The organism is Nocardia sp. NPDC004568, assembly GCF_040609955.1.
Classification (GTDB): domain Bacteria; phylum Actinomycetota; class Actinomycetes; order Mycobacteriales; family Mycobacteriaceae; genus Nocardia.
In genome coordinates this window covers 1-19,688 of sequence record NZ_JBEXLL010000051.1, presented here as the reverse complement: position 1 = coordinate 19,688, position 19,688 = coordinate 1, and the positions used below count along the sequence as shown (strand labels likewise).

Below are 19,688 nucleotides of genomic sequence, written 5' to 3'. Positions count from 1 at the left end.
TCCGCTCCTCCGCCCGGCGACCGGCCGTCCCCGCATGGACGAACGACCACCGACGCGTGTCGAGGTCACCGGGGTGGCCGGGTAGGTGGCGCGGCTACGCGGCGCGGGCGCGGGTCAGGCCCCACTCCTCAGCCAGGAGGCGGTGCGAGGTGAGGCGGTCCTCGTGCCGGTGGGTGACGCTGGTGACGACCAGTTCGTCGGCGCCGGTGAGGTCGCGCAGCGCGGACAGGCGCGCGGCGACCGAACCGGGGGTTCCGACGAATTGGGTGTTCACCCGGTCGTCGACCAGCCGCCGCTGATCGTCGGTCAGCGGCGGTGCGGTAGCGGGGTCGAGATATTCCGCGGCCCCCGCGCCACTACGGATACTGGCTACCCAGTGCCCGTAGGTGGAGGCCAGATGCCGGGCGGTCGACTCCTGCGCGGCGACCACGACGTCGGCCGAAACCACCAGATACGGTTCCGGATAGCGCGGCGAGGGCCGGAACGCTTTCCGGTAGCCCTCGACGGTCTCCAGCACGGTGCCCGGGGACACGTGGTAGTTGGCCACGAACGGCAGGCCCAGCGAACCGGCCAGCCGAGCGCTCTCGCCACCGCTGCTGCCGAACAACCACAATTCGACCCCGGCGCCCTCCCCGGGCACGGCGTGCAGGTCGACGCCGTCTGCGGTCGAATAGGTGCCGGCGAGCAGGGAGCGGATCTCCTCGACCTGCCGGGTGTAGTCGAGCGGTTCGGCGCCCGGTAGCCGCAGCGCGTCCAGCGAGGCCACGAGCCGGGTGGTGTCGCGGATCCCGTCGGGCGCGAACGGCGGCGGGATCACCACCCCGTCGCGGATCTCGGTCGGCCGTTGCGGGGCGGACGCGGCCGGGGCGGACGGGGACCGGAGCTGTCCGATCCGATGCGCCGACCGACCCAGCCCCAGATCGAGCCGGCCGGGGTGCAGGGCGTCGATGGTGCCGAACGATTCGACGATGGACGCCGAGGTGCGGTACCCGGCCTGGACCGCGGCCGAACCGACCCGGATGGTCTCGGTGGCACCGGCGATGAGGGCGATCAGTTCGGCCGGTGCCGAGGAGGCGACCGCGACGAAATGGTGTTCGGCCACCCAGAACCGCCGGTACCCCCACGCCTCGGCGTGCCGGGCCAGGTCGATGGTGTTGCGGATCGCCTGCCGGGCGGTGGATCCGGTGCTGATCGGCGACAGGTCCAGAACGGACAGAGGTACCGTCATGAGGCTACGCGCTTTCTCGTCGGCTCGATGGGGATGACGCAGACCCAGGTGGTCGCGCAGGGTCGCGCCGGTGTACTCGGTGCGGTAGGTGCCGCGGTCCTGTAGCTCCGGGATCACCTCGTCGACGAATTCGTCCAGCCCGGCGGGGGTGAGGTGGGGCACCAGGATGAATCCGTCGGCGGCGTCCTCCTGGACGTAGCGGTCGATTTCGGCGGCGACCTGCGCGGGTGATCCGACGAACTGCTGACGCGCGGTGACCTCGATGATCAGTTCGCGGATGGTCAGGTTCTCCGCTTCGGCCCGGGCCCGCCACTGCTCGGCGACCGCGCGCGGATCCCGGGCGTGACGCACCCGGCCCCGGGTGATCGTCACATCGTCGAGCGGTTCGATATCGGGCAGTGGGCCGTCGGGGTCGTAGCCGGACAGGTCGCGGCCCCAGACCTGTTCCAGGAAGGCGATGGCGGTCTGCGGACCGACCTGCTGAGTCCGGATGTGTCGCGCGCGTTCCTCGGCGTCGGCCCGGTTGTCGCCGAGCACGAAGGTGGCCGCGGGCAGGATCAGCAGGTCGTCGCGGTGGCGGCCGTACTTGGCGAGCCGGCCCTTCATATCGGTGTAGAACCGCTGTCCCTCCGCGAGTTCGCCGTGCCGGCTGAAGATCGCGTCCGCGGTGGCGGCACCGAACTCCCGGCCCTCCTCGGAATCCCCGGCCTGCAACTGCACCGGGTATCCCTGTGGGCTGCGCGGGAGCACGAATGTGCCCTCGATATCGAACTGGTCACTGCGATAGCCGAACTCGGGGAGCGGGGTGGTGAACTGCTTCGCCAACTCGAACGGTTCGTTGTAGGTCGTGTTGATGGTGCCCGCCAGGCCCAGCCGGTCGGTGACCCCGGCAAGGGCATTGAGCACCGTGAACGTATCGGGACGGCCGACCACATCCAGATCGTGGATCCGGCCGCGGTGTTCGCGTAGCCGCAGCCCCTCGGCGAGGAAGAAGAAATCGAACAGTCCGCGTTCGGCCGTCCGGGCCAGGTGGGCGAAGGATCCGAAGTCGATCTGGCTACCGGATCGGGGATCGGTCCAGACGGTGGTGTTGTTCACGCCCGGGAAGTGGGCGGCGAGATGGATCTGCTTACCCGACTGCGTTTTCGGCATATCAGCCCCGTTCGGTCGCGTAGCGGTTGCGCGGACGCGGCAGACCGAGCCTGCCGCGCAGGGTGGTGAGCGGGGCCGGTACCCGGTCCACGAAGGCGGCCAGCGCCAGCGGCCGGCAGGATCGTGCCGCTGAACCCGGTGCCCCCGAACGCGGGAACCAGGCGCAACTGGAACGAGAAGAGGTGCAGCAGGAGCAGGCCGACCCAGAAGGTGGGCATGGCCGCCCCGACCGGCGGCAGCGCGGTCAGCAGGTCGCGCAACCAGGTGCGTTCGGTGTAGGACGCGGCCAACGCCAGCGCGGCGCCGAACACCACGGCGAGCGCCAGGGTCGTACCGGCCAGCGCCAGCGTGGAGGGCAGCGCCTCCCCGATGGCCTCGACGACGGTCTGGCCGGTGCTCAGCGAATGTCCGAGGTCACCGCGCACCGCGTGGACCATCGCGGTGGCGTACTGCTCCCACACCGGTTTGTCCAGCCCGTAGCGGGCCTGCAGTTCGGCGACCGCGGCGGCGTCGACCGGGGTACCGGGGTTGGCGTCCACGGCGAGCTGCACCGGATCGGCGGGGAGCAGGTACAACACCGCGAAAGAGACCGTGAAGGCCGCCCACAGGACACCGCCCGCCTGGAGCACACGCAGCAGCACATACCGGGTCGGTGTCGTCATCGGCCGCTCAGCCAGGTGTCGTAGAACTGCAGACGCGCCGAGGCCTCGAAGGTCAAGCCCTGAACGGTGTTCGCGACCCCGATGGCCTGGGAGAGTTCGATGGTCGGGATCCACAGACCCTCGTCGAGCAGCAGCCGCTGCGCCTGCCCGATCAGCTGGAGCCGCTGCGCGCTGTCTACGGTGGCCAGCTGGCCGGACAGCGCCGCGTCCAGCGGCGGGATCGCGCCGCGGTCGTTCAGGTTACGGGCGTCCAGGCCGAAATTGGTGCGCAGGATATCGCCGTCGGCGCGGGTGACGTTGTAGTAGATGGTGTCGAAATGCTTGGTGTTCTGCCGCACCGTGTAGTCGGCGTTGGCGGCCGGTTCCAGCCGCAGGTCCACGCCCACCACCCGCAGTTGCTGCTGGAGGAGTTCCAGGATGGCCTGGTTCCCGGCGAACGCCGCGCTGAACAGCACGCCGAACGACAACCGTTCACCGTTCTTGGCGCGGATCCCGTCTCCGCCCGGGATCCAGCCCGCCGCGTCCAGCGCCCGCTTCGCCGCGTCGATATCGAGGCCGAGTTCGCCGCTCAGATCCAGGTAGCCGGGCGTCGTATGGGCCAGTGGACCGGTCGCCGGACGGAACTGCGGACCCAGCACCGTGTCGACGAGTTCCTGCCGGTCGACCGCGGACAGCAGCGCGGTGCGCACCGCGCGGTCGCGCAGCGGGCCTCGCGTCACATTCGGCTGCAGACCGAAGGTGATTCCCGGGTTGGAGGCGGTGGCCACGTGCCCGCCCGCGGCTTCGATCTGCGGCGCGTCCTGCGGCAGGGCGTCGCTGGTCGCGTCCAGCTGACCGGATACCAGACTGCCCGTGCGCACCCCGGACTCCGGGACGACGGTGAATTCGATCCGGTCCAGGTAGGCCTCACCCTGGTGCCCGAACACCGCGGAGCCCCACTGATATCCGGCGCGTTTGACGAGCGTCACCGAATCACCCTGGCGGTACTCGCCGTAGGTGAACGGGCCGCTGCCGATGGTATCGCCGAGGCAGCGCTGTTCGGCTTCCTCCGCGGTGGTGGCGGCCGCGAGAATGCCGAGCTGCGGGGTCGAGGTCGCCTGCAGGAACTGGACATTCGGGGTGCTGAAACGCACTCGCGCGGTCTGCGGGTCCACCACGTCGGTGCCGGTGTAGCCGGCGAGGTAGGTGGCCGCCAGCGGCGCTTTGGCGCCGCCCAGGACGTGCACGATCGAATCGAGCGTGGCACGGACCGATTCCGCGGTCAGCGGGGTGCCGTCGCTGAAGGTGACGCCGTCACGCAGGTGAAAGGTGAAGGTCCGCGCGTCCGGGCTCACCTCCCAGCGCTGCGCCAGCCACGGCCGGATCTCACCGGTCCCCGGATCCTGATCGGTCAGCGAGTCGGCGATCTGGCGAGTGACGTAGATCGTCTGGTTGGTACCGCCCTGCGCCGGATCGGAGCAGGTCGGGGCCTGGGAAAGTCCATACCGCAGGGTGCCGCCGGGCTGCGGCGGACCGCTGACACCGGTCTGGGTCACCCCACCTGCGCACGCCGCGAGGGCGAACGTCGCGGCGAATACCCCGAACAGGGCCACGGGTCGTTTCATCGAGTTCTCCGGATCGCACCGCACCGGGGACCGGCCGCGGCATCGTCGGGTCGGTGCCGCCGCGCGGCGGACTCCCGGATGCTGGACAAGACGTTATGGAGCGACCGGCGTGGCGTCGCCGGTCTCGATCACTCTGAATCCAAACCTTTCGGGCCGGGGTCGGTCAGAAGTGGCCGGCCAGGGGCAGCGGTTCACCGTTGACCCGCAGGTCTCCCAGGGCACGCGCCTTGTAGGCCGCGGGGTTGTGCGAGAACAGAGTGCGCAGGTTGCGCCAGTGCCGGTCGAGCGCGGCCGCCCCGCGGGTCGCGGAGGCGCCACCGACATCGAAGATCCGGCCGGCCGCGCGCAGGGCGAAATCCTCGATGACGATCTTGGCCTGGGCGGCCCGCAGCGAGGAGTCGCTCTCCAGTGCCGGATCGATCCCGGTGGACCGGGCCGTGGCGAAGGAGAGATCCTGAGCCGCCGCCGCGGCCAGCACGATGGATTCCGCGGCGAAGGCGGCCGCGTCGAGCTCGCCGATCACCGCCAGCAGCTGCGGGTCGTGGCGGGGTTCCTCGGTATTGGCGAAGACGAAATTACGGACCCGCGAGCGCACCAGTTCGGCGGCGTCCGTCGCCACCGAACGCAGAATCCCTGCGGCGATGGCGTGCAGGTAGAGCTGTGGGAAGGACTGACGTGGGCGGTCTTGCGCGCGGAGGTCGCGGAAGGGCAGCGTCTCCGCCACCGACACGGCCACCTCGGTGAATACGGTCGTACCACTGCTGGTGTGCCGCTGGCCGATACCGTCCCAGTCGTCGATGTGCTCGATTCCCTCCCGGTCGACCGGGACGATCGCGCTGAGTACGCCGATCTCCGGGGCGTTCGCGGTGACCCGGATGTAGTCGCCGTAGCGGGCTCCGGTGCTGTAGAACTTGCGCCCGTCGAGCCGGTAGCCGACGGGGGCCGGAGTGAGTGTGCTGTCGTAGGTATAGTCGCCGACCGGGTTGGTACCGAGTTCGGTGAGGGCGCCACCGAACAGTTTGCCCGCCACCACTTCCGGCAACCAGGCGTCCTTACGCTCGGTGCGCGGTAACCGGTAGAGCTCTTCGACGAAACCGAAATGCACCCGCAGGATGTGCGGGACATCGGGGTCGGCCTCGGCGAGGTCGATGAGGAAGGCGAACAGTTCCGCGACGGACCATCCGCCACCGCCGTCGGCGACCGGCACCCGTACCGCGCCCAGCCGGAGCCGTTTGATCGCCGCGATCGCCGCGTCGGGTGGCAGGGTGCCACCGGCCGCCCGGCGGCGGGCGGCGTCGGCGGCGATCTCGGTGACCAGCTCGGTGAGTTCCCCGGATCCGGGCTGTGGGACGGGCGCGACAACGGTCTCGGTACTGGACATGGAGTTCTCCTCCGGATCGAGTTGCCGGCGCGGTGGGTCGCGGTCGGCGGGCTGGGGGTCCGATCGTCACCGGCGCGCGGTGACGGCGATACGCGATGCGCGGGCGGATGGATGACGGCCGGGCCGCGGAACGAATTCCATCCGGATCGATGAACCGGCGGCGGATCTATTGTCGTCGGCTCGCTCTCCGGTCGACAAGGCGGTTCCGCTACGAATTCCGTTCAGAATTTCTCGACCTTCCACCCATCGACTCCGACACTGCACCCGCGCCCGTAAAAAAGCAAAGCCTTGCAATCAGCGGGATTTTATGCGCGGATAGCGGCCGGGGCGTCGTCCCGCTGCCCGGCCGGACCGATTCAGCCTGCGGCGCAGCTTTTTCGAGAGAACTTCGAACACGGCGACAGGTCCGGCGAAAAGTGCACAACAGCGTGGTGAACGGCGACCTCCGGCCCGGCATTCGAGGGTTAAGTCGAATTTCACGAGTGTATTAATTCTCCTTTCGAGAGAAATTGTGGTTCCCGAACCACGCCGGAGATAGGTTCCGTTTCGTGTCCGGCTATTTGTGGCGTCGTATCGGCCAGGCCCTCCTCGTGGTGGCCCTGGCCTATTCGGCCGTGTTCTTCATCCTCAACGTTCTGCCGGGCGATCCGATAGAGCAGCAGATCTCCAATCCCGAGAACCCGATCACCGACGAGGACGCCGCGGCGCTGCGCGCGTACTACCGGCTCGACCAACCCGCTTATATCCAATTCGGGGTGTCGATCGGCCGGTTGTTCGCCGGGGACCTGGGTTACTCGCTCAACAGCGGGCAGAGCGTTTCGCGGCTCCTCGGCGAAGCGATACCGTCCACGCTCGCGCTCGCCTCGGTCGCCTTCGTACTTGCCGCGCTGATCGGTTTCGCCATCGCCATGGCCGCGGTGTTCGCGCCGTGGGCGCCGGTGCGCGAGATCGCTCGCACTGTTCCCGCGATCTTCCTGTCGGTGCCGGCATTCGTCTCCGGTCTGCTGGTCCTGCAACTCGTCGCCTTCCAGCTGGGCTGGATGTCGGCGGTCCGGGACCAGGGACTGCGGTCGGTGGTGTTCGCGGCACTCCCGCTGGCCCTTCCGGTGGCCGCGCCGATCGCCCAGATCCTGGCCCAGGGTCTCGCGAACGCCTACGGGCAACCGTATGTCGAGGTCCTGCGCGCCAAAGGGCTACCGTCGTACCGCATCGTCTTCGGGCACGTGGTGCGCAACGGCTCGATCCCGACGGTCACCATCGTCGCCATCACCGTCGGCGAACTCCTGGCCGGCTCGGTGATCACCGAGACCGTGTTCAACCGCACGGGTATCGGCTATCTCACCGAAACCGCGGTGCGCAATCAGGACACGCCGATCATCCAGGCGGTCGTCATCTCGGTATCCATCACCTTCGTGGTCGTCAATCTGCTGGTCGACCTCGTGTATCCGCTCATCGATCCGAGGATCCGCAGCACAGATACTCCGCGCCGCATGACCGCGGCGCGGACGACGGAAGGGGCACCGGCATGACCGCGACGACCGCGAACCCGGACATCCGGGTCCCGCGCCGGCGAGAACTCCCACTGAACGTCTGGGACGTTCCCGCCCTGGCGTTCCTGGTCCTCATCACGGCGATGATCCTGATACCCGGCGTCGTCGCACCCTACGATCCGCTCGCCGAGAACCTGGCGCCACCGCTGTCGGGGCCGAGCGTGGCGCACCCGTTCGGGACCGACCATCTCGGCCGGGATCTGCTGAGCCGGGTCGTCGCGGGGACCGCGGCCACGATCAGCGGCTCGTTCATCGCGGTCCTGATCGGCCTGGTCGCCGGTACCGCGCTCGGACTGCTGGCCGCGTACTTCGGGCGCGCGGTGGACAGCGTGGCGGGCCGGATCGTCGATGTGCTGCTCTCGATCCCGACCCTGCTGCTCTCGATCACCATCATCGTCGCGCTCGGTTTCGGCACCGTGAATGCCGCGGTCGCGGTGGGTGTTTCCTCCGTCGCGGTCTTCGCCCGGCTGGCGCGCTCCGAGGTGCTGGCCGTCCGCCACCTGCCGTTCGTGGAGGCCGCCGAGCATATGGGCGCGGGCCATCTGCGCCTGCTGCTGCGGCATATCCTGCCCAATTCCTACTCCGCGGTGCTGTCGCTGGCCGCGCTGCAGTTCGGGACCGCGATCCTGGCGATCGCCTCGCTGAGTTTCCTCGGTTACGGCGCGCAACCGCCGCAACCGGAATGGGGCCTGCTCATCTCCGAGGGCCGCAACTACATCAATTCCCATCCGACCCTGGTGTTGTTCCCGTCGCTGGCGATCGTGCTCGCCGTGATGACCTTCAGCAGGCTCGCACACCTGATCCGGAAGAAGGTCGGCTGATATGACATCGCAGCATCCGCTCCTGGCGGTATCCCGGCTGAGCGTGGACTACGACACCGCGGGCCCGCGCCGCGCCGGGCCGGTGGTCGCGGACGTCTCCTTCGGCGTCGACCGCGGCGAGATCGTCGCCGTGGTGGGGCAGTCCGGCTCCGGCAAATCCACCGTCGCCCGCGCGATACTCGGCTTGCTGCCGGAGCGCGGCCGTGTGGTCGGCGGCAGTGTCCGGCTCGACGGCCGCGAACTCACCCGGCTCGATCGCCGCGGCTGGCTCGATATCCGCGGGAGCGCGGTGGGCTTCGTACCCCAGGACCCGCTCGGTTCGCTCGATCCGCTCGAACGGGTGGGCGATCAGATCGCCGAGGTACTCCTGACCCACGGCCTGGCGGACGCGCGCGGAGCCCGGCGCCGCGCGATCGAACTGCTGGACCGGGTGGGCATCGCCGACCCGGAGGTCCGCGCGCGTCACTACCCGCACCAGCTCTCCGGTGGCCAGCAACAGCGAGTGCTCATCGCCATCGCGATCGCCGGTGACCCCGATCTGCTGATCGCCGACGAACCCACCTCCGCCCTCGATGTGACCGTGCAGCGACGCATCCTCGACCTGCTCGACGATCTGCGCCGGGAACGCGGGCTCGGGGTCGTCTTCATCACCCACGATCTCGCCCTCGCCGAGAACCACAGCCACCGGGTCGTGGTGCTCTCCGACGGTGTGGTGCGCGAAACCGGCGAGACCGCGCGGGTGTTGCGCGCCCCCACCGACTCCTACACCCGCACTCTCATCGACGATGCGCCCGCGCTGTCACCGGATCGGTACGTCCGTCCGGCGCCCGCGCCCGACGCCCGGCCCGTCCTCGAGATCCGGGACGTCGGCAAGGCGTTCCACCCGGGCACACCGGTACTGGACGCTGTGGGTTTCACGGTCACCGAAGGGTCGGTGCACGCCCTGGTGGGTGAATCGGGATCCGGTAAGACGACACTGGCCCGGATCCTGGCCGGGCTCACCACCTTCGATTCGGGGACGATCGATATCGACGGCGTCCCGTTGGACGCGGAGGACTGGTCCACGCCCCGCAAACGCCGCGAGCGGGCCCGGGTCCTGACCCTGGTCCAGCAGAACCCGCTCGCGGCACTGGATCCGCGACTCCCGATCGCCGACGCGGTGGCCGAGCCGCTGGCCGTCAACCGGGTCGGTACCCGCCGGACCCGGCGCGCGGCGGCGGTCGCCGCGCTCGAGCGGGTCGGTCTCCCGGCGGAGATCGGCGCCCGCCGCCCGGCGGAGGTGTCGGGAGGTCAGCGGCAACGGGTGGTGCTGGCCCGGGCGCTCGTCGGCGGCCCTCGCATCCTGGTGCTCGACGAACCGACCTCGGCGCTGGATGTGACCGTCCAGGCGCAGACCATCGGCCTGCTACTGGAACTCCAACGGACACTGGGCCTGACCCTGCTGTTCATCTCACACGATCTCTCTCTGGTCCGGCAGATCGCCGACGAGGTGAGCGTGCTGCACAACGGCCGCCTCGTGGAGAGCGGCGCGGTCCGCGAGGTCTTCGCCGCGCCGCGGGACGCATACACCCGGCGACTGCTCGACGCGGTCCCCCGCTCCGGTGCGGTGGTGAGCGCGGCATGAGTTTCCTCGCCCGCGCGGTCCACGCCGCGACCGCCGCGCTCCTGGTCGCCGCCGTGGCCACCGGCTGCTCGGTGACCGATGAAACCGAGCGCCCGGTCACCCCCGGCCGAGGCGGCCATCTCACCTATCTCGACGCCGAAGCCCTGGCCTCGATGCAAGTTCAGGTCAGTTACTGGCAGAACAGCCTGGTCAAGGATCAGGTACTGGACCGGCTCGTCTACCAGGATCCCACCACCTTCCGGTTCGTCCCGTGGATCGCCGAGAAATGGACCCTGGACGAATCCGGCACCGTGTACACCTTCACGATCCGCGACGGGGTCACCTTCAGCGACGGCCAGAAACTGGATGCCGGCGCGGTCGAACGCAATCTGGAATGGCAGTTCACCGGGGACAAGGCCAAGGGCATCAATCCCAATCCGATGCTCCCGAAATCGGGCGTCGCCATCACCTCCGACGCCCGGGCCCGGACGGTGACGGTCACGCTGGAGCAGCCCTACACACCGTTCATCCCGGTGCTGTCGATGAATACCGCCGGTCTGGTCGCCGACCGCACCATCGAGGCGTCGAAGGAAACCCAGTCGGTGCCGACCAACCTGATCGGTTCCGGTCCGTTCGTGGTCGAATCCGAGGTGCCGGACAAAAAGGTCGTCCTCGCCAAACGCCGCGGCTACGACTGGGCCCCGGCCACCGCCCCGCACCAGGGGGAAGCCTATCTGGACACGGTCACCGTCATCCCGGTCACCGAGGACAGTATCCGGGTCGGCGCGCTGCGCGCCGGGCAGGGCGATGTGATCCGGTACGCGCAGCCGCCGGACGAGACCCTGCTGCGCAGCGAGGGTTTCGAGGTGCGCGGCCTGCGCACTCCCGGCCTGGCCAATACCCTGGATATCCGGCAGACCGCTCCGTTCCTGCGCGATATCCGGGTCCGCCGGGCGATCAACTTCGGCATCGACCGGCAGGAGATCCTGGGCACGCTCTACACCGACAACTGGCGTGCGGCGAAGAATGTGGTCACCGAGAACTTCCCCGGCTACCGCGACCGCTCCGATGTGGTCCGCTACGACCCGGGTGAATCCGAGCGACTGCTCGACTCGGCCGGCTGGGGGACCCGGGATTCCGAGGGCTACCGGACCAAGGACGGCGAACGCCTGTCGGTCCTCGTCTACGTCGATGTCTACGACCACACCGCGCGGCCGATGTACGAGCTCATCCAGCGGCAGTTGCACCGCGTCGGTATCGATCTCGTGGTGCGCCAGACCGACTTCGCGAACTATCCCACCGCCAGTATCGCCGACGAGGTCGGCCTGCGCCGCAACGGCTGGCCCACCCCGGATCCGGTGCGGTTGTGGCAGAACTACGACAGCGGCGGCGGCGATCTGTACGCCCTCGACGGCGCCGACCCGACCATCGACCGGTTGCTGCGGGCCCAGCTCGTCGAGACCGATCCCGGGCGGCGCGATCGGATTCTGCGCGAGTACACCGATTACGTCATCGACAACGCCTACACCGTCCCATTGCTCGAGGACACCCAGATCTTCGGGCTGGCGCCGCGGGTGCGGGGCCTGACCCACGCCGCGAATTCGGTGCCCTGGTTCTACAACGCCTGGATCGACGACGGATCCGGAAAGCGAGACTGAGATGCCACTCGTACTCGGCCTGCAGATCCCGGACGGCCAGCTCGCCGGGGAAGCCCGCAACGGTTTCGGTGACCTGCCCGAACGCCTCGACGCCGCGGGGATCGGGTACCTCGTACTCGGCGCCGACCGGGCCGCCGCCACCGGCGCCTCGCTGAACCCCGCCCTGCTCGGCACACTGTTCGCCCGCCGCACCAGCGGTCTGGGCCTCGTGGTGGCCGCCGCGCCGCAGCGGGACCATCCGTTCAATATCGCCCGCCGGGTCGCGGCCCTCGATCACATCTCGCGCGGGCGGGCCGGCTGGCTGGCGCTGCGCACCGACCAGCACCTCGCGCTCGGCGCACCGCGCCACGGCACCTGGGCGGCCGCCGCGGGTCCGGTGGGCGCCGAACTGCTCGCCGACGCGGTGACCGCCGCCCGCGCCCTGTGGCGCACCTGGCCCCTGGAAACACTTACCCACCCGCCCGCCGAACGCACCCCGGAGGTGGAGGTCCGCTACGCCGACCACACCGGCGCCTTCCCGACGACCGGACCGTTGAACGTACCCACCACACCACAGGGCGAGCCGTTGGTCGGCTGGGCGTACGAGCTCGGCGACGGCGGTCATATCGGGGTCACCGATATCGCCTTCGTGACCCCCCGGGACCGGGCCCTCGCGGTTCCGGCCGCACCGGCGGTGACCACCCATGTCCGCCTGCTCGGCGAGAGCACCCGGGTGCGTTCCCGGATCGCGGAACTGGCCGGCGAGGCATGGGGGGTGACCGGGGTGCTGATCCGGGTGGGTCTGGCCGACCTCCCCGATTTCCTGGACACGACCCTGCCCGCGCTGACCGAGGCCGGGCTGATCCGGCTGCGTGACGCCGCGGCGGGCGCCGCACCGACGCTGCGCGACCATCTCGGCATCTCGCGGCGACCCGAGCCGGATCCACTCCCGTGGCGACCGGTCTACACCTCAGCGTGAAGGAGTCCGTCGTGGCACGCGACCATATCGTTCTGAATATCAATGTGCTGGATCTCGGGATCAGCCCGGCGGCGTGGCAGCTCTCCGGCCTGCCGCGCGACGCGACCACGACCGGCGACTATTTCGCCGCGATCGGGCAACTCGCCGAACGTGGCACCCTCGATGCCCTCTTCCTCGCCGACAACCCGGCCCTGCGCGAGGATCCGCGGCGCAAACCCGGCGATCGGGCCCTGGAGCCGACCACCATCCTGGCCACCGTGGCCGCCGCCACCCGTCACCTCGGCCTCATCGGCACCCTGTCCACCACTTTCAACGATCCGGTAGAACTGGCCGAACGACTGCTGGCCCTCGACCATCTCAGCGGCGGCCGGGCCGCTTGGAACGCGGTGACCACCTACAACCCCGCGGCGGCGGGAAATTTCGGGCTCACCGCGACCCCCGACCGGGCGACCCGGTACCGGCGGGCCGGAGAATTCGTCGATGTCGTACTCGGCCTGTGGCGCACGGCGGTCGCGGGCGGGGAACTCACCCACCGGGGCGAATTCTTCGAGATCGCCGGCCGGCTCCCGCTGGGCGCCTCGCCCCAGGGACACCCACTGATCGTGCAGGCCGGCGGTTCGCCGCAGGGCCGCGAACTCGCGGGCCGCACCGCCAACGCCGTGTTCACCGCCGAGATGACGCTCGCGGCCGGTCTCGAACACTACGAGCAGGTGAAACAGGGGGCCGTCCGGCACGGCAGGCCCCGGGGCGATATCGCCGTCCTGCCCGGGCTGATCACGATCATCGGCAGTACGCATGCCGAGGCCCGGCGCCGCTACGAGACGGCACGCGAACTCCAGGACCCCACCGCCGAATTCGCCCGCCTGGGCGCGCCTCTGGGCCACGATCTCACCGGACTCCCCCTGGACGACCCGTTCCCGCAGCACATCCTGGCCGATCTCGACGATCCGGATGCCTTCACCGGATCCCTCGGCTTCCGCGAATCGCTGGTGCGCGGTATCCGGGACCGGATCGCCGCCCGCGGCCGGGATTACACCCTGCGCGACGCGCTGTTCGAATTCGGCGCGGGTGGGCATCGCCGGATCATCGGCACCCCCGAGGATGTCGCCGCCACCCTCGAGGAATGGTTCCGGGCGGGGGCCGCCGACGGGTTCAATCTCATGCCCGACGCCTTCCCGCAGGGTTTGGAGATATTCGTGGACGAGGTCGTGCCGATCCTGCGCCGCCGCGGGTTGTTCCGCTACGAATACACCGAGCGGACCCTGCGGGAGCGATTCGGCATCGGCCCGGTGGCCGCGCACGCCGCCGCCTGACCCCCGCGGTGTCAGGACGCCAGCTCCCGGGGCGTCTCGACACCACGCAGGATCCGGATGGCGGCGGCCACCGCGGGCCGGCCCGCCGAGGCCTGCCGATAGGTGACGCCGACCCGCCGGACACTGTCGGCCACCCGGCAGGCCACCAGTGGCCGATGCTCACCGGACAGTGACATCTCCGGGACGATGGCCACCCCGAGGCCGTGCGCCACCATTTCGGCCATCGCGTCGAAACTTCCGCTGCGGTGCTGGATCCGCGGCGCGAAACCGGCCTCGCGGCATGCGAACATGACCGAGGCGATGGAGGGCGCGCCGTCGCGCGCCGCGATCCAGTCGGCGTCGCGCGCCGCGGCCAGCCCACGCAGCCGCACCTCTTCCCGTAGTCCGGCGGGCGCGATGAGCACCAGCGGATCGTCGCCGAGAAATTCCGAGGCCAGACCCACCGGCAGATCCCGGGTGCCGAACGAATACGCGTAGGTGATCGCCAGATCCACCTCCTGGCGCCGCACGGCCGGCACCGACTCCACCGGCATCAGTTCCACCACCCGCACCCGCAGCCCGGGATGCTCGCGCATCAGTTCGGCGGCGGCCGGGAGCGCGAACCGGGTCTGCGCGGTGCGGAAGGTCGCCAGAGTGAGGACGCCGGTCACCTGCTCCGCGGTGGCGGCCACCGCGCTCTCGGCTTCTTCCAGCGCCGCAACGATCCGGAAGGTGTGGTCCACCAGCACCCGGCCGGCGTAGGTCAGGCGCAGGACCCGGCCCTCCCGGCGTGTCAGGACGGTACCGACCTCTTCCTCGAGAATGCGCAGTTGCTGTGACACCGCCGAGGTGGTGATGCCGTGCAACTCCGAAACCGCCGTCATAGTGGCACGTTCGGAGAGGTCACGTAACAGGATCAGGCGGCGGATATCGTACATGGAATCCTCGTTTCGCAGACGACGAAAACATTGTCCGCAGGCGAGGTTGTACGGGAAATCCTTTCGATCCGACTGCGCCGAAGCACATATCCACGCCTGGACAGCCACGAACGGATAGCGTAGCTTCCCATTATGGATACTTTAACTATCCATAATGGGCCGGACGGACCCGGCGGCCCACCGGACCTGCCGATCCCCACCGGAGTCGGCGCTTGGACAGGATATCCCCCGCATGCACAAACCACTTCTCACCGTCGCCGCGCTCTACCTCGCGGCGATCGGACTCGCGCTGCTGCTCGTTCCCGCGCAGTTCGGTGTCGGCGCGGTACCCGCGGACGCCTCCCCCGAACTGATCGCGCTGCTGCGCCTCCTGGGCGGCCCGTTCCTCGGCATCGCGGTGCTGAACTGGATGTCGCGCGGGCTCGCCCCCGCCACGATCCGCAACACCGTGCTCCTGGCCGATCTGACCGGGTTCGGCGTGGTCGCCCTCAACGACGTCTGGGGTGTACTCAGCGGCGAAGCGCGGGACGTGGCCGCCGTATTCGGTGTCGTCCATCTGGCTTTCGCCGCGGCCTTCCTGCTCGCCTGGCTGCGCGCCCGGCCGGCGCCCGCGTGAGCCGCGACCGGACCGCCGGGCCGATGCGACGGCTGACATGATCGCCGGACCGGGACGATGCGAGAGAAGAGGCGGCAGCGGATGCGGATGGCGGAACTGAGCCGGGAGTCGGGCGTCGCGATCGCGACCATCAAGTACTACCAGCGCGAAGGACTCCTGCCGCCCGGCGAACTGACCAGCCCCAACCAGGCCCGGTACGGCCCGGCGCATGTGCGGCGGCTCGCGCTCGTGCGGGCGCTCACCGAGGTGGCCGGACTCTCGGTGGCCGCCGTCCGCGAAGTCCTCGCCGCGATCGACGAGCCCGGGAGCTCGCTGCACGACGTACTCGGCACCGCCCAGCCGGGCCTACCGCCCGTGTCCCCCGAAACCGTCGGCGACGCCGACCGCGAATGGGCCGCGCGCCGGATCGACGAGGTGGTCACCGAGCGCGGCTGGCAGCCGCCACCGGGATCACCGCTCATCGAGGCACTGGCCAAGGTGCTGTGCGCGTACCGGGCGGTCGGGCACGAATGGCCGCTCGACAACCTGTCCGCCTACGCAGAACACGCCGACCGGGTGGCCGCCGCCGATATCGAGGCCCTGGCCCGGCTGGGCTCGGCCGAGAACATCGTGGAGGGCGCGGTGGTCGGCACCGTACTCGGCGACAGTCTGCTGGCCGCGCTGCGGCGGGTGGCGCACGCCGAAGCCTCGCGGAAACGCTTCGGCCGGAACTGAGACGATCCGGCCCCGGCGCGGGCGGCGCCACGCGGCGCTGACCGGGCAAACCCGGCACCCGGCCTCGGCCATCGACGAAAAACGCCGCCAAGTGAACCACCTGGCGGCGTCGAGCCGGACGCCCACGGGCATCGCGACTCGGGTGCCGACGTCCCACAAGCGCCTCTCGGCGAGTGGTCGCTCGTAGCGACAAAGGGGTGAGGCCCGGGGCTGTCCGGACGCCGACAGCTGTTCCAACCGGTGGGTCGCCCGGACTATTCCGGTCGGCCGATGTGACCCGGCGGACAGCCCGGCCCCAAGGTCGCCCGCCGGTGTCGGTCACGCGACACCGGGTTGCGCGAGCGGTGGGCCCGGTACTCGCCCGGCTAGGTATCGAGCGAGTTGTTCCGTGTCACGATCAGAGGGTCGGCCGGGGTGAAGGGCAGCTCCGGCAGTTCGTCCGGTGCGATACCGAAAGTGGCCGCCAGGACCTTGCGCGAATAGGCGCTCATGGACGCGCGGTACCCGATATCGGCCGGGGTCGGCTGGTCGAAGAAGATCAGCAGATGGACCCGGGGTACCTCGATCACCTCGATATGGTGCGGATAGGCGCGTGGGACGAAGTACACCTCGCCCTCGTTCACGGTGTAGGTGTCCAGGGTCCCGTCGGGGTCCATGATGGTCATCCGGGCCGAACCCTGGTGGACGTATCCCATTTCGGCGGTCACCGGATGCCAGTGCGGTTCGCGCATGCCGTCCTCACGCACCCGCAGCGAGTACATCGAGATATCGTGCAGCGCGGGCCAGAACTGCCGGCGGGCGGTGCGGGCCGAGCCGACCGGGGAATCGACCGGAGCGGGCATGGCCTCGACGGCGAAGTGGTGCGGGTCGCCGAAGTGGGCGCCGGGAGGAATATCCGGCTCGCCGTCGCGCCGTGCCACCAGGCGCGCGGTCGTACTGCGGCGGATATCGGCGAAGGCCGCCGCGGGCAGGTCGTAGGTGTTGCCGAGCACGGCATCGGTCATCGCGCCGACGGCGGCGCTCAGACCGAAATCCTCGGGACGTTCGTGCCGGAAGGCCAGAATGAACTCGGCGTCGGTATCGCCGATGTTCTCCACGTGGTGCAGGGCGCCGGAGTCGATATGGAACATCTCCCCCGCCGTGACGAGAAACGAGGAGAAACGGCTTCCGTCGTCCAGCACCGAGACCAGCGCCCGGCCGGCCGTGCAATAGGTGAGCTCGGTGGCATTGGCATGCCAGTGCGGTTCGCGGAAGGCTCCAGGGGCCAGCGTGAGGCGTTTGATCGAGAGTCCCGAGAGGATCGGGAAATTGTCGGCGGTGAGTCTGGTCAGCGTGCCGAGTTCGCTGCGATAGATCTCCTCGCCCTGCCACAGCGAGGCGACGTGGACCGATGGACTGCGCATGGATCCCTCCTCGAGCGCCGATGGCCCCCTATCGATCATGCGCCCTCGGCGGACCGCAGACCGTCGGCACGCCGGTGCGGCGCCCACCCCGGCGAGTCGCCACGCCGGGGCGGCAGGCCGCTCCTGGGATGAGGCGTCCACCGGTGAGGCCCGTAGCCCGGGAGCCGGTCGACCTTCCCCTTGTCCCTCATCCCGGTGATCTCCCCGGCCGCCAGGTGGTGACCGGGGAGCGTCCGTCGAGTCCGCCGGGGCGTCGCGCGACGACGTTGACTTTGCCCAGGGCCAGGCGTGTACTGAAGACCTGAAACGTCGAGCTCGTTGCAGCTGGTGATGGGTGTGGTGAGCGATATGAAGAGCGCGGATGCCGTGGTCGGCAAACCTCTGGTGCCCGCGTGTCCCACCCGCTCCACCGCATACATTCCTTGCGAACCCGAACGCTTCCGTCTCGCTACGGGCCGGCCGACATCCCGTCGGCTCCGGCCTTCGGCACCACGCTCCCGGACAGCCGCTCCCCCGGTCCGCGTGCCTCGGTGGCGGGCCCGCGGTGCGGCTGCCGGCCCCGCGAGGCCGCCCGCGGAGCAGCGCACGCCGGCACACTCGATACGGACCACCGGGGTACCCAGCGGCCTCTGGTCCCGCAATTCCCGATACCGAATCCAGGTCCTGTCGTGATCATTCTCGGAATTATTCTGTTGGTCATCGGATTCCTGTTCAACATCCAGATCCTGTGGATCATCGGAATCATCGTTCTCATCATCGGGCTGGTGCTTCTGGCACTGGGGTCGATGGGCCGCGCGGTCGGCGGGCGACGCCACTACTACTGACGCCGTCGGAAACGGTGCCGTGCGACCGTGCCCACCGCCGGCCGATGGCCACTGTCGTCGATGTCATGGACGAATCACACGCGAGGTGAGGAACAGAAATGGCGACCAGCACAATTGTCGCGATCGTTGTCATCGCGGTTGTCGCAGTCCTGATCGTTGCCGCACTGATCTGGACAGCCGCGAACAAGCGCAGAGAACACCGCCGGATCGAGGCGGAGAATCTCCGCGACGAGGCGGCCGAACGCGCACACCGGGTCGGGCAGCGCGAAGCACTCGCCGACGAGACCGCCGCCAAGGCACGCGCGGCCGCGGCCGAGGCCGATGCCCAGAAAGCCCGGGCGGCCGGTCTCCAGCAGCAGGCGGCCGCGCATCGTGGTGAGGCGGCGGCCTCCCGCGACGAACTGGACCAGCAGTTCCAGCGCGCCGACGAGATCGATCCGGAACAGAAGAAGCACGGCACCACCTAGCGACGTGCGGAACCGGTCCGAACGGAACCGCGGCACCTGTAGCGGAATGAACGGTCCGGCCGTCGGACCGTCGTGACGGTACCGGCGATCGGCACTCAGGGCGGAGGCAAGCCGTGGAAGCGAGCACCCCACCCGATGACACCGAGGCGGGGCGGAGCGAGGCGGCGTCGGCCGCCGCGCACGCCTACCCCAGTGGTGAGACCGCACTCCTGATCATCGATCCGTGCGAGCCGCCGCGGTCGATCCGGCTCAGGCCTCGAGGACCGGCGGTAGCCCCGTCCGCACCGCCCGGTATTCGTGGACGATCCGGGCCACGATCTCGGCCGCGGGCAGCACTTCGTCGACGAGGCCGGCGGACTGGCCCGCTTCGACCCTGCCCTCGGCGACATCACCGTACAGAGCGGCGTCCTTGAGCGTGGACTCCTGGAAGACTTTGCGCCGCAACGTCTCATCGGCACCGTCCGCCTCGAGTTCGAGCATGCGCGCGGTGAAGTCGTTGCCGAGGGCTCGAATGATCCCGGGGCCGTGCCCGACCGTGCGGGTGGCGTCCACGCCCGCGCCGAGCACCGCGCGTTTGTACGCGTCGTGAACGGTCGCCTCGGTGCTGGCGAGGAACCGCGTACCGAACTGGGCCGCCCCGGCGCCGAGCGCGAGCATCGCGGCGCGTCCGGCGCCGTCGGCGACCCCGCCGGACGCGATCAGCGCGATATCGGGGATCGCGCGAGCCACCGCGCGCACCAGGACCTGCGTGGTGACCATCGCGGGCGGCGGGTGCCCGCCGGCCTCCGCGCCGACGACCACCAGGGCGTCGGCGCGG

16 protein-coding genes and 2 pseudogenes are annotated in these 19,688 nt (G+C 69.7%); 10 read left to right on the top strand and 8 right to left on the bottom strand.

Translation table 11 applies throughout. The annotated features are described in order from the left end of the window. Positions 1 to 94: 94 nt before the first annotated feature. The 5 genes and pseudogenes from ABZV91_RS21750 to ABZV91_RS21730 all read right to left on the bottom strand — a co-directional run bounded on the left by ABZV91_RS21750 (position 95) and on the right by ABZV91_RS21730 (position 6,027). Positions 95 to 1,228: an LLM class flavin-dependent oxidoreductase gene (locus ABZV91_RS21750; protein ID WP_355244640.1), complete on the bottom strand. Its 1,134-nt coding sequence runs from the start codon at positions 1,226 to 1,228 to the stop codon at positions 95 to 97. Between the two features lie 39 nt (positions 1,229 to 1,267). Then, a pseudogene (locus ABZV91_RS21745) lies at positions 1,268 to 2,380 on the bottom strand (LLM class flavin-dependent oxidoreductase); the annotation flags it as partial. A gap of 110 nt (positions 2,381 to 2,490) precedes the next feature. Continuing rightward, positions 2,491 to 3,042 (bottom strand): annotated as a pseudogene (locus tag ABZV91_RS21740) (ABC transporter permease); the annotation flags it as partial. Then, positions 3,039 to 4,646 (bottom strand): ABC transporter substrate-binding protein, encoded by a 1,608-nt coding sequence (locus ABZV91_RS21735; RefSeq protein ID WP_355244545.1) that lies wholly within the window; start codon positions 4,644 to 4,646, stop codon positions 3,039 to 3,041. The gene ABZV91_RS21735 and the pseudogene ABZV91_RS21740, both read right to left, overlap by 4 nt. Positions 4,647 to 4,809: 163 nt before the next feature. Continuing rightward, a complete protein-coding gene (locus ABZV91_RS21730) occupies positions 4,810 to 6,027 on the bottom strand; it encodes an acyl-CoA dehydrogenase family protein (protein ID WP_355244542.1) in 1,218 nt (405 codons plus the stop codon). A 548-nt stretch (positions 6,028 to 6,575) separates the two neighbouring features. Here ABZV91_RS21730 and ABZV91_RS21725 point away from each other — a divergent pair. The 6 genes from ABZV91_RS21725 to ABZV91_RS21700 are packed head-to-tail and all read left to right on the top strand — an operon-like array spanning position 6,576 to position 13,930. Beyond that, a complete protein-coding gene (locus tag ABZV91_RS21725) occupies positions 6,576 to 7,556 on the top strand; it encodes an ABC transporter permease (protein ID WP_355244539.1) in 981 nt (326 codons plus the stop codon). Then, entirely contained in the window at positions 7,553 to 8,398 is an 846-nt protein-coding gene (locus tag ABZV91_RS21720; RefSeq protein WP_355244536.1) for an ABC transporter permease, read from the top strand. Before ABZV91_RS21725 ends, ABZV91_RS21720 begins: the two co-directional genes overlap by 4 nt. A gap of 1 nt (position 8,399) precedes the next feature. Next, the gene (locus ABZV91_RS21715; RefSeq protein ID WP_355244533.1) at positions 8,400 to 10,022 is read left to right on the top strand and encodes an ABC transporter ATP-binding protein; all 1,623 of its coding nucleotides are present in this window, start codon (positions 8,400 to 8,402) and stop codon (positions 10,020 to 10,022) included. Further along, positions 10,019 to 11,659 (top strand): ABC transporter substrate-binding protein, encoded by a 1,641-nt coding sequence (locus tag ABZV91_RS21710; RefSeq protein ID WP_355244530.1) that lies wholly within the window; start codon positions 10,019 to 10,021, stop codon positions 11,657 to 11,659. Before ABZV91_RS21715 ends, ABZV91_RS21710 begins: the two co-directional genes overlap by 4 nt. A 1-nt stretch (position 11,660) precedes the next feature. Beyond that, positions 11,661 to 12,617, top strand: a complete 957-nt coding sequence (locus ABZV91_RS21705) for an LLM class flavin-dependent oxidoreductase (protein WP_355244527.1) — start codon at positions 11,661 to 11,663, stop codon at positions 12,615 to 12,617. Between the two features lie 44 nt (positions 12,618 to 12,661). Next, positions 12,662 to 13,930 carry an LLM class flavin-dependent oxidoreductase gene (locus tag ABZV91_RS21700; RefSeq protein ID WP_355244638.1) on the top strand — a complete coding sequence of 423 codons (1,269 nt, stop codon included), beginning with the start codon at positions 12,662 to 12,664 and terminating at the stop codon, positions 13,928 to 13,930. Positions 13,931 to 13,941: 11 nt separating this feature from the next. On the opposite strand, the gene ABZV91_RS21695 is transcribed toward ABZV91_RS21700, so the two are convergent. Then, positions 13,942 to 14,847 (bottom strand): LysR substrate-binding domain-containing protein, encoded by a 906-nt coding sequence (locus ABZV91_RS21695; protein ID WP_355244524.1) that lies wholly within the window; start codon positions 14,845 to 14,847, stop codon positions 13,942 to 13,944. Positions 14,848 to 15,079: 232 nt separating this feature from the next. Between ABZV91_RS21695 and ABZV91_RS21690 the strand changes: the two genes are divergently transcribed. Both ABZV91_RS21690 and ABZV91_RS21685 read left to right on the top strand, forming a co-directional pair. Beyond that, the gene (locus ABZV91_RS21690) at positions 15,080 to 15,463 is read left to right on the top strand and encodes a hypothetical protein (RefSeq protein WP_355244521.1); all 384 of its coding nucleotides are present in this window, start codon (positions 15,080 to 15,082) and stop codon (positions 15,461 to 15,463) included. A 57-nt stretch (positions 15,464 to 15,520) separates the two neighbouring features. Continuing rightward, the gene (locus ABZV91_RS21685; RefSeq protein ID WP_355244518.1) at positions 15,521 to 16,177 is read left to right on the top strand and encodes a MerR family transcriptional regulator; all 657 of its coding nucleotides are present in this window, start codon (positions 15,521 to 15,523) and stop codon (positions 16,175 to 16,177) included. 365 nt (positions 16,178 to 16,542) lie between these two features. On the opposite strand, the gene ABZV91_RS21680 is transcribed toward ABZV91_RS21685, so the two are convergent. Beyond that, a complete protein-coding gene (locus ABZV91_RS21680) occupies positions 16,543 to 17,580 on the bottom strand; it encodes a cupin domain-containing protein (protein WP_355244515.1) in 1,038 nt (345 codons plus the stop codon). Between the two features lie 668 nt (positions 17,581 to 18,248). Here ABZV91_RS21680 and ABZV91_RS21675 point away from each other — a divergent pair. Together ABZV91_RS21675 and ABZV91_RS21670 are read left to right on the top strand one after the other, a co-directional pair. Then, positions 18,249 to 18,404 carry a DUF6131 family protein gene (locus tag ABZV91_RS21675; protein WP_085995534.1) on the top strand — a complete coding sequence of 52 codons (156 nt, stop codon included), beginning with the start codon at positions 18,249 to 18,251 and terminating at the stop codon, positions 18,402 to 18,404. Positions 18,405 to 18,502: 98 nt separating this feature from the next. After that, positions 18,503 to 18,871 (top strand): hypothetical protein, encoded by a 369-nt coding sequence (locus ABZV91_RS21670; RefSeq protein ID WP_355244512.1) that lies wholly within the window; start codon positions 18,503 to 18,505, stop codon positions 18,869 to 18,871. Between the two features lie 249 nt (positions 18,872 to 19,120). Here ABZV91_RS21670 and ABZV91_RS21665 read toward each other — a convergent pair. After that, on the bottom strand, positions 19,121 to 19,688 hold a 568-nt coding region (locus ABZV91_RS21665; RefSeq protein WP_355244509.1), incomplete at its 5' end, for a nitronate monooxygenase.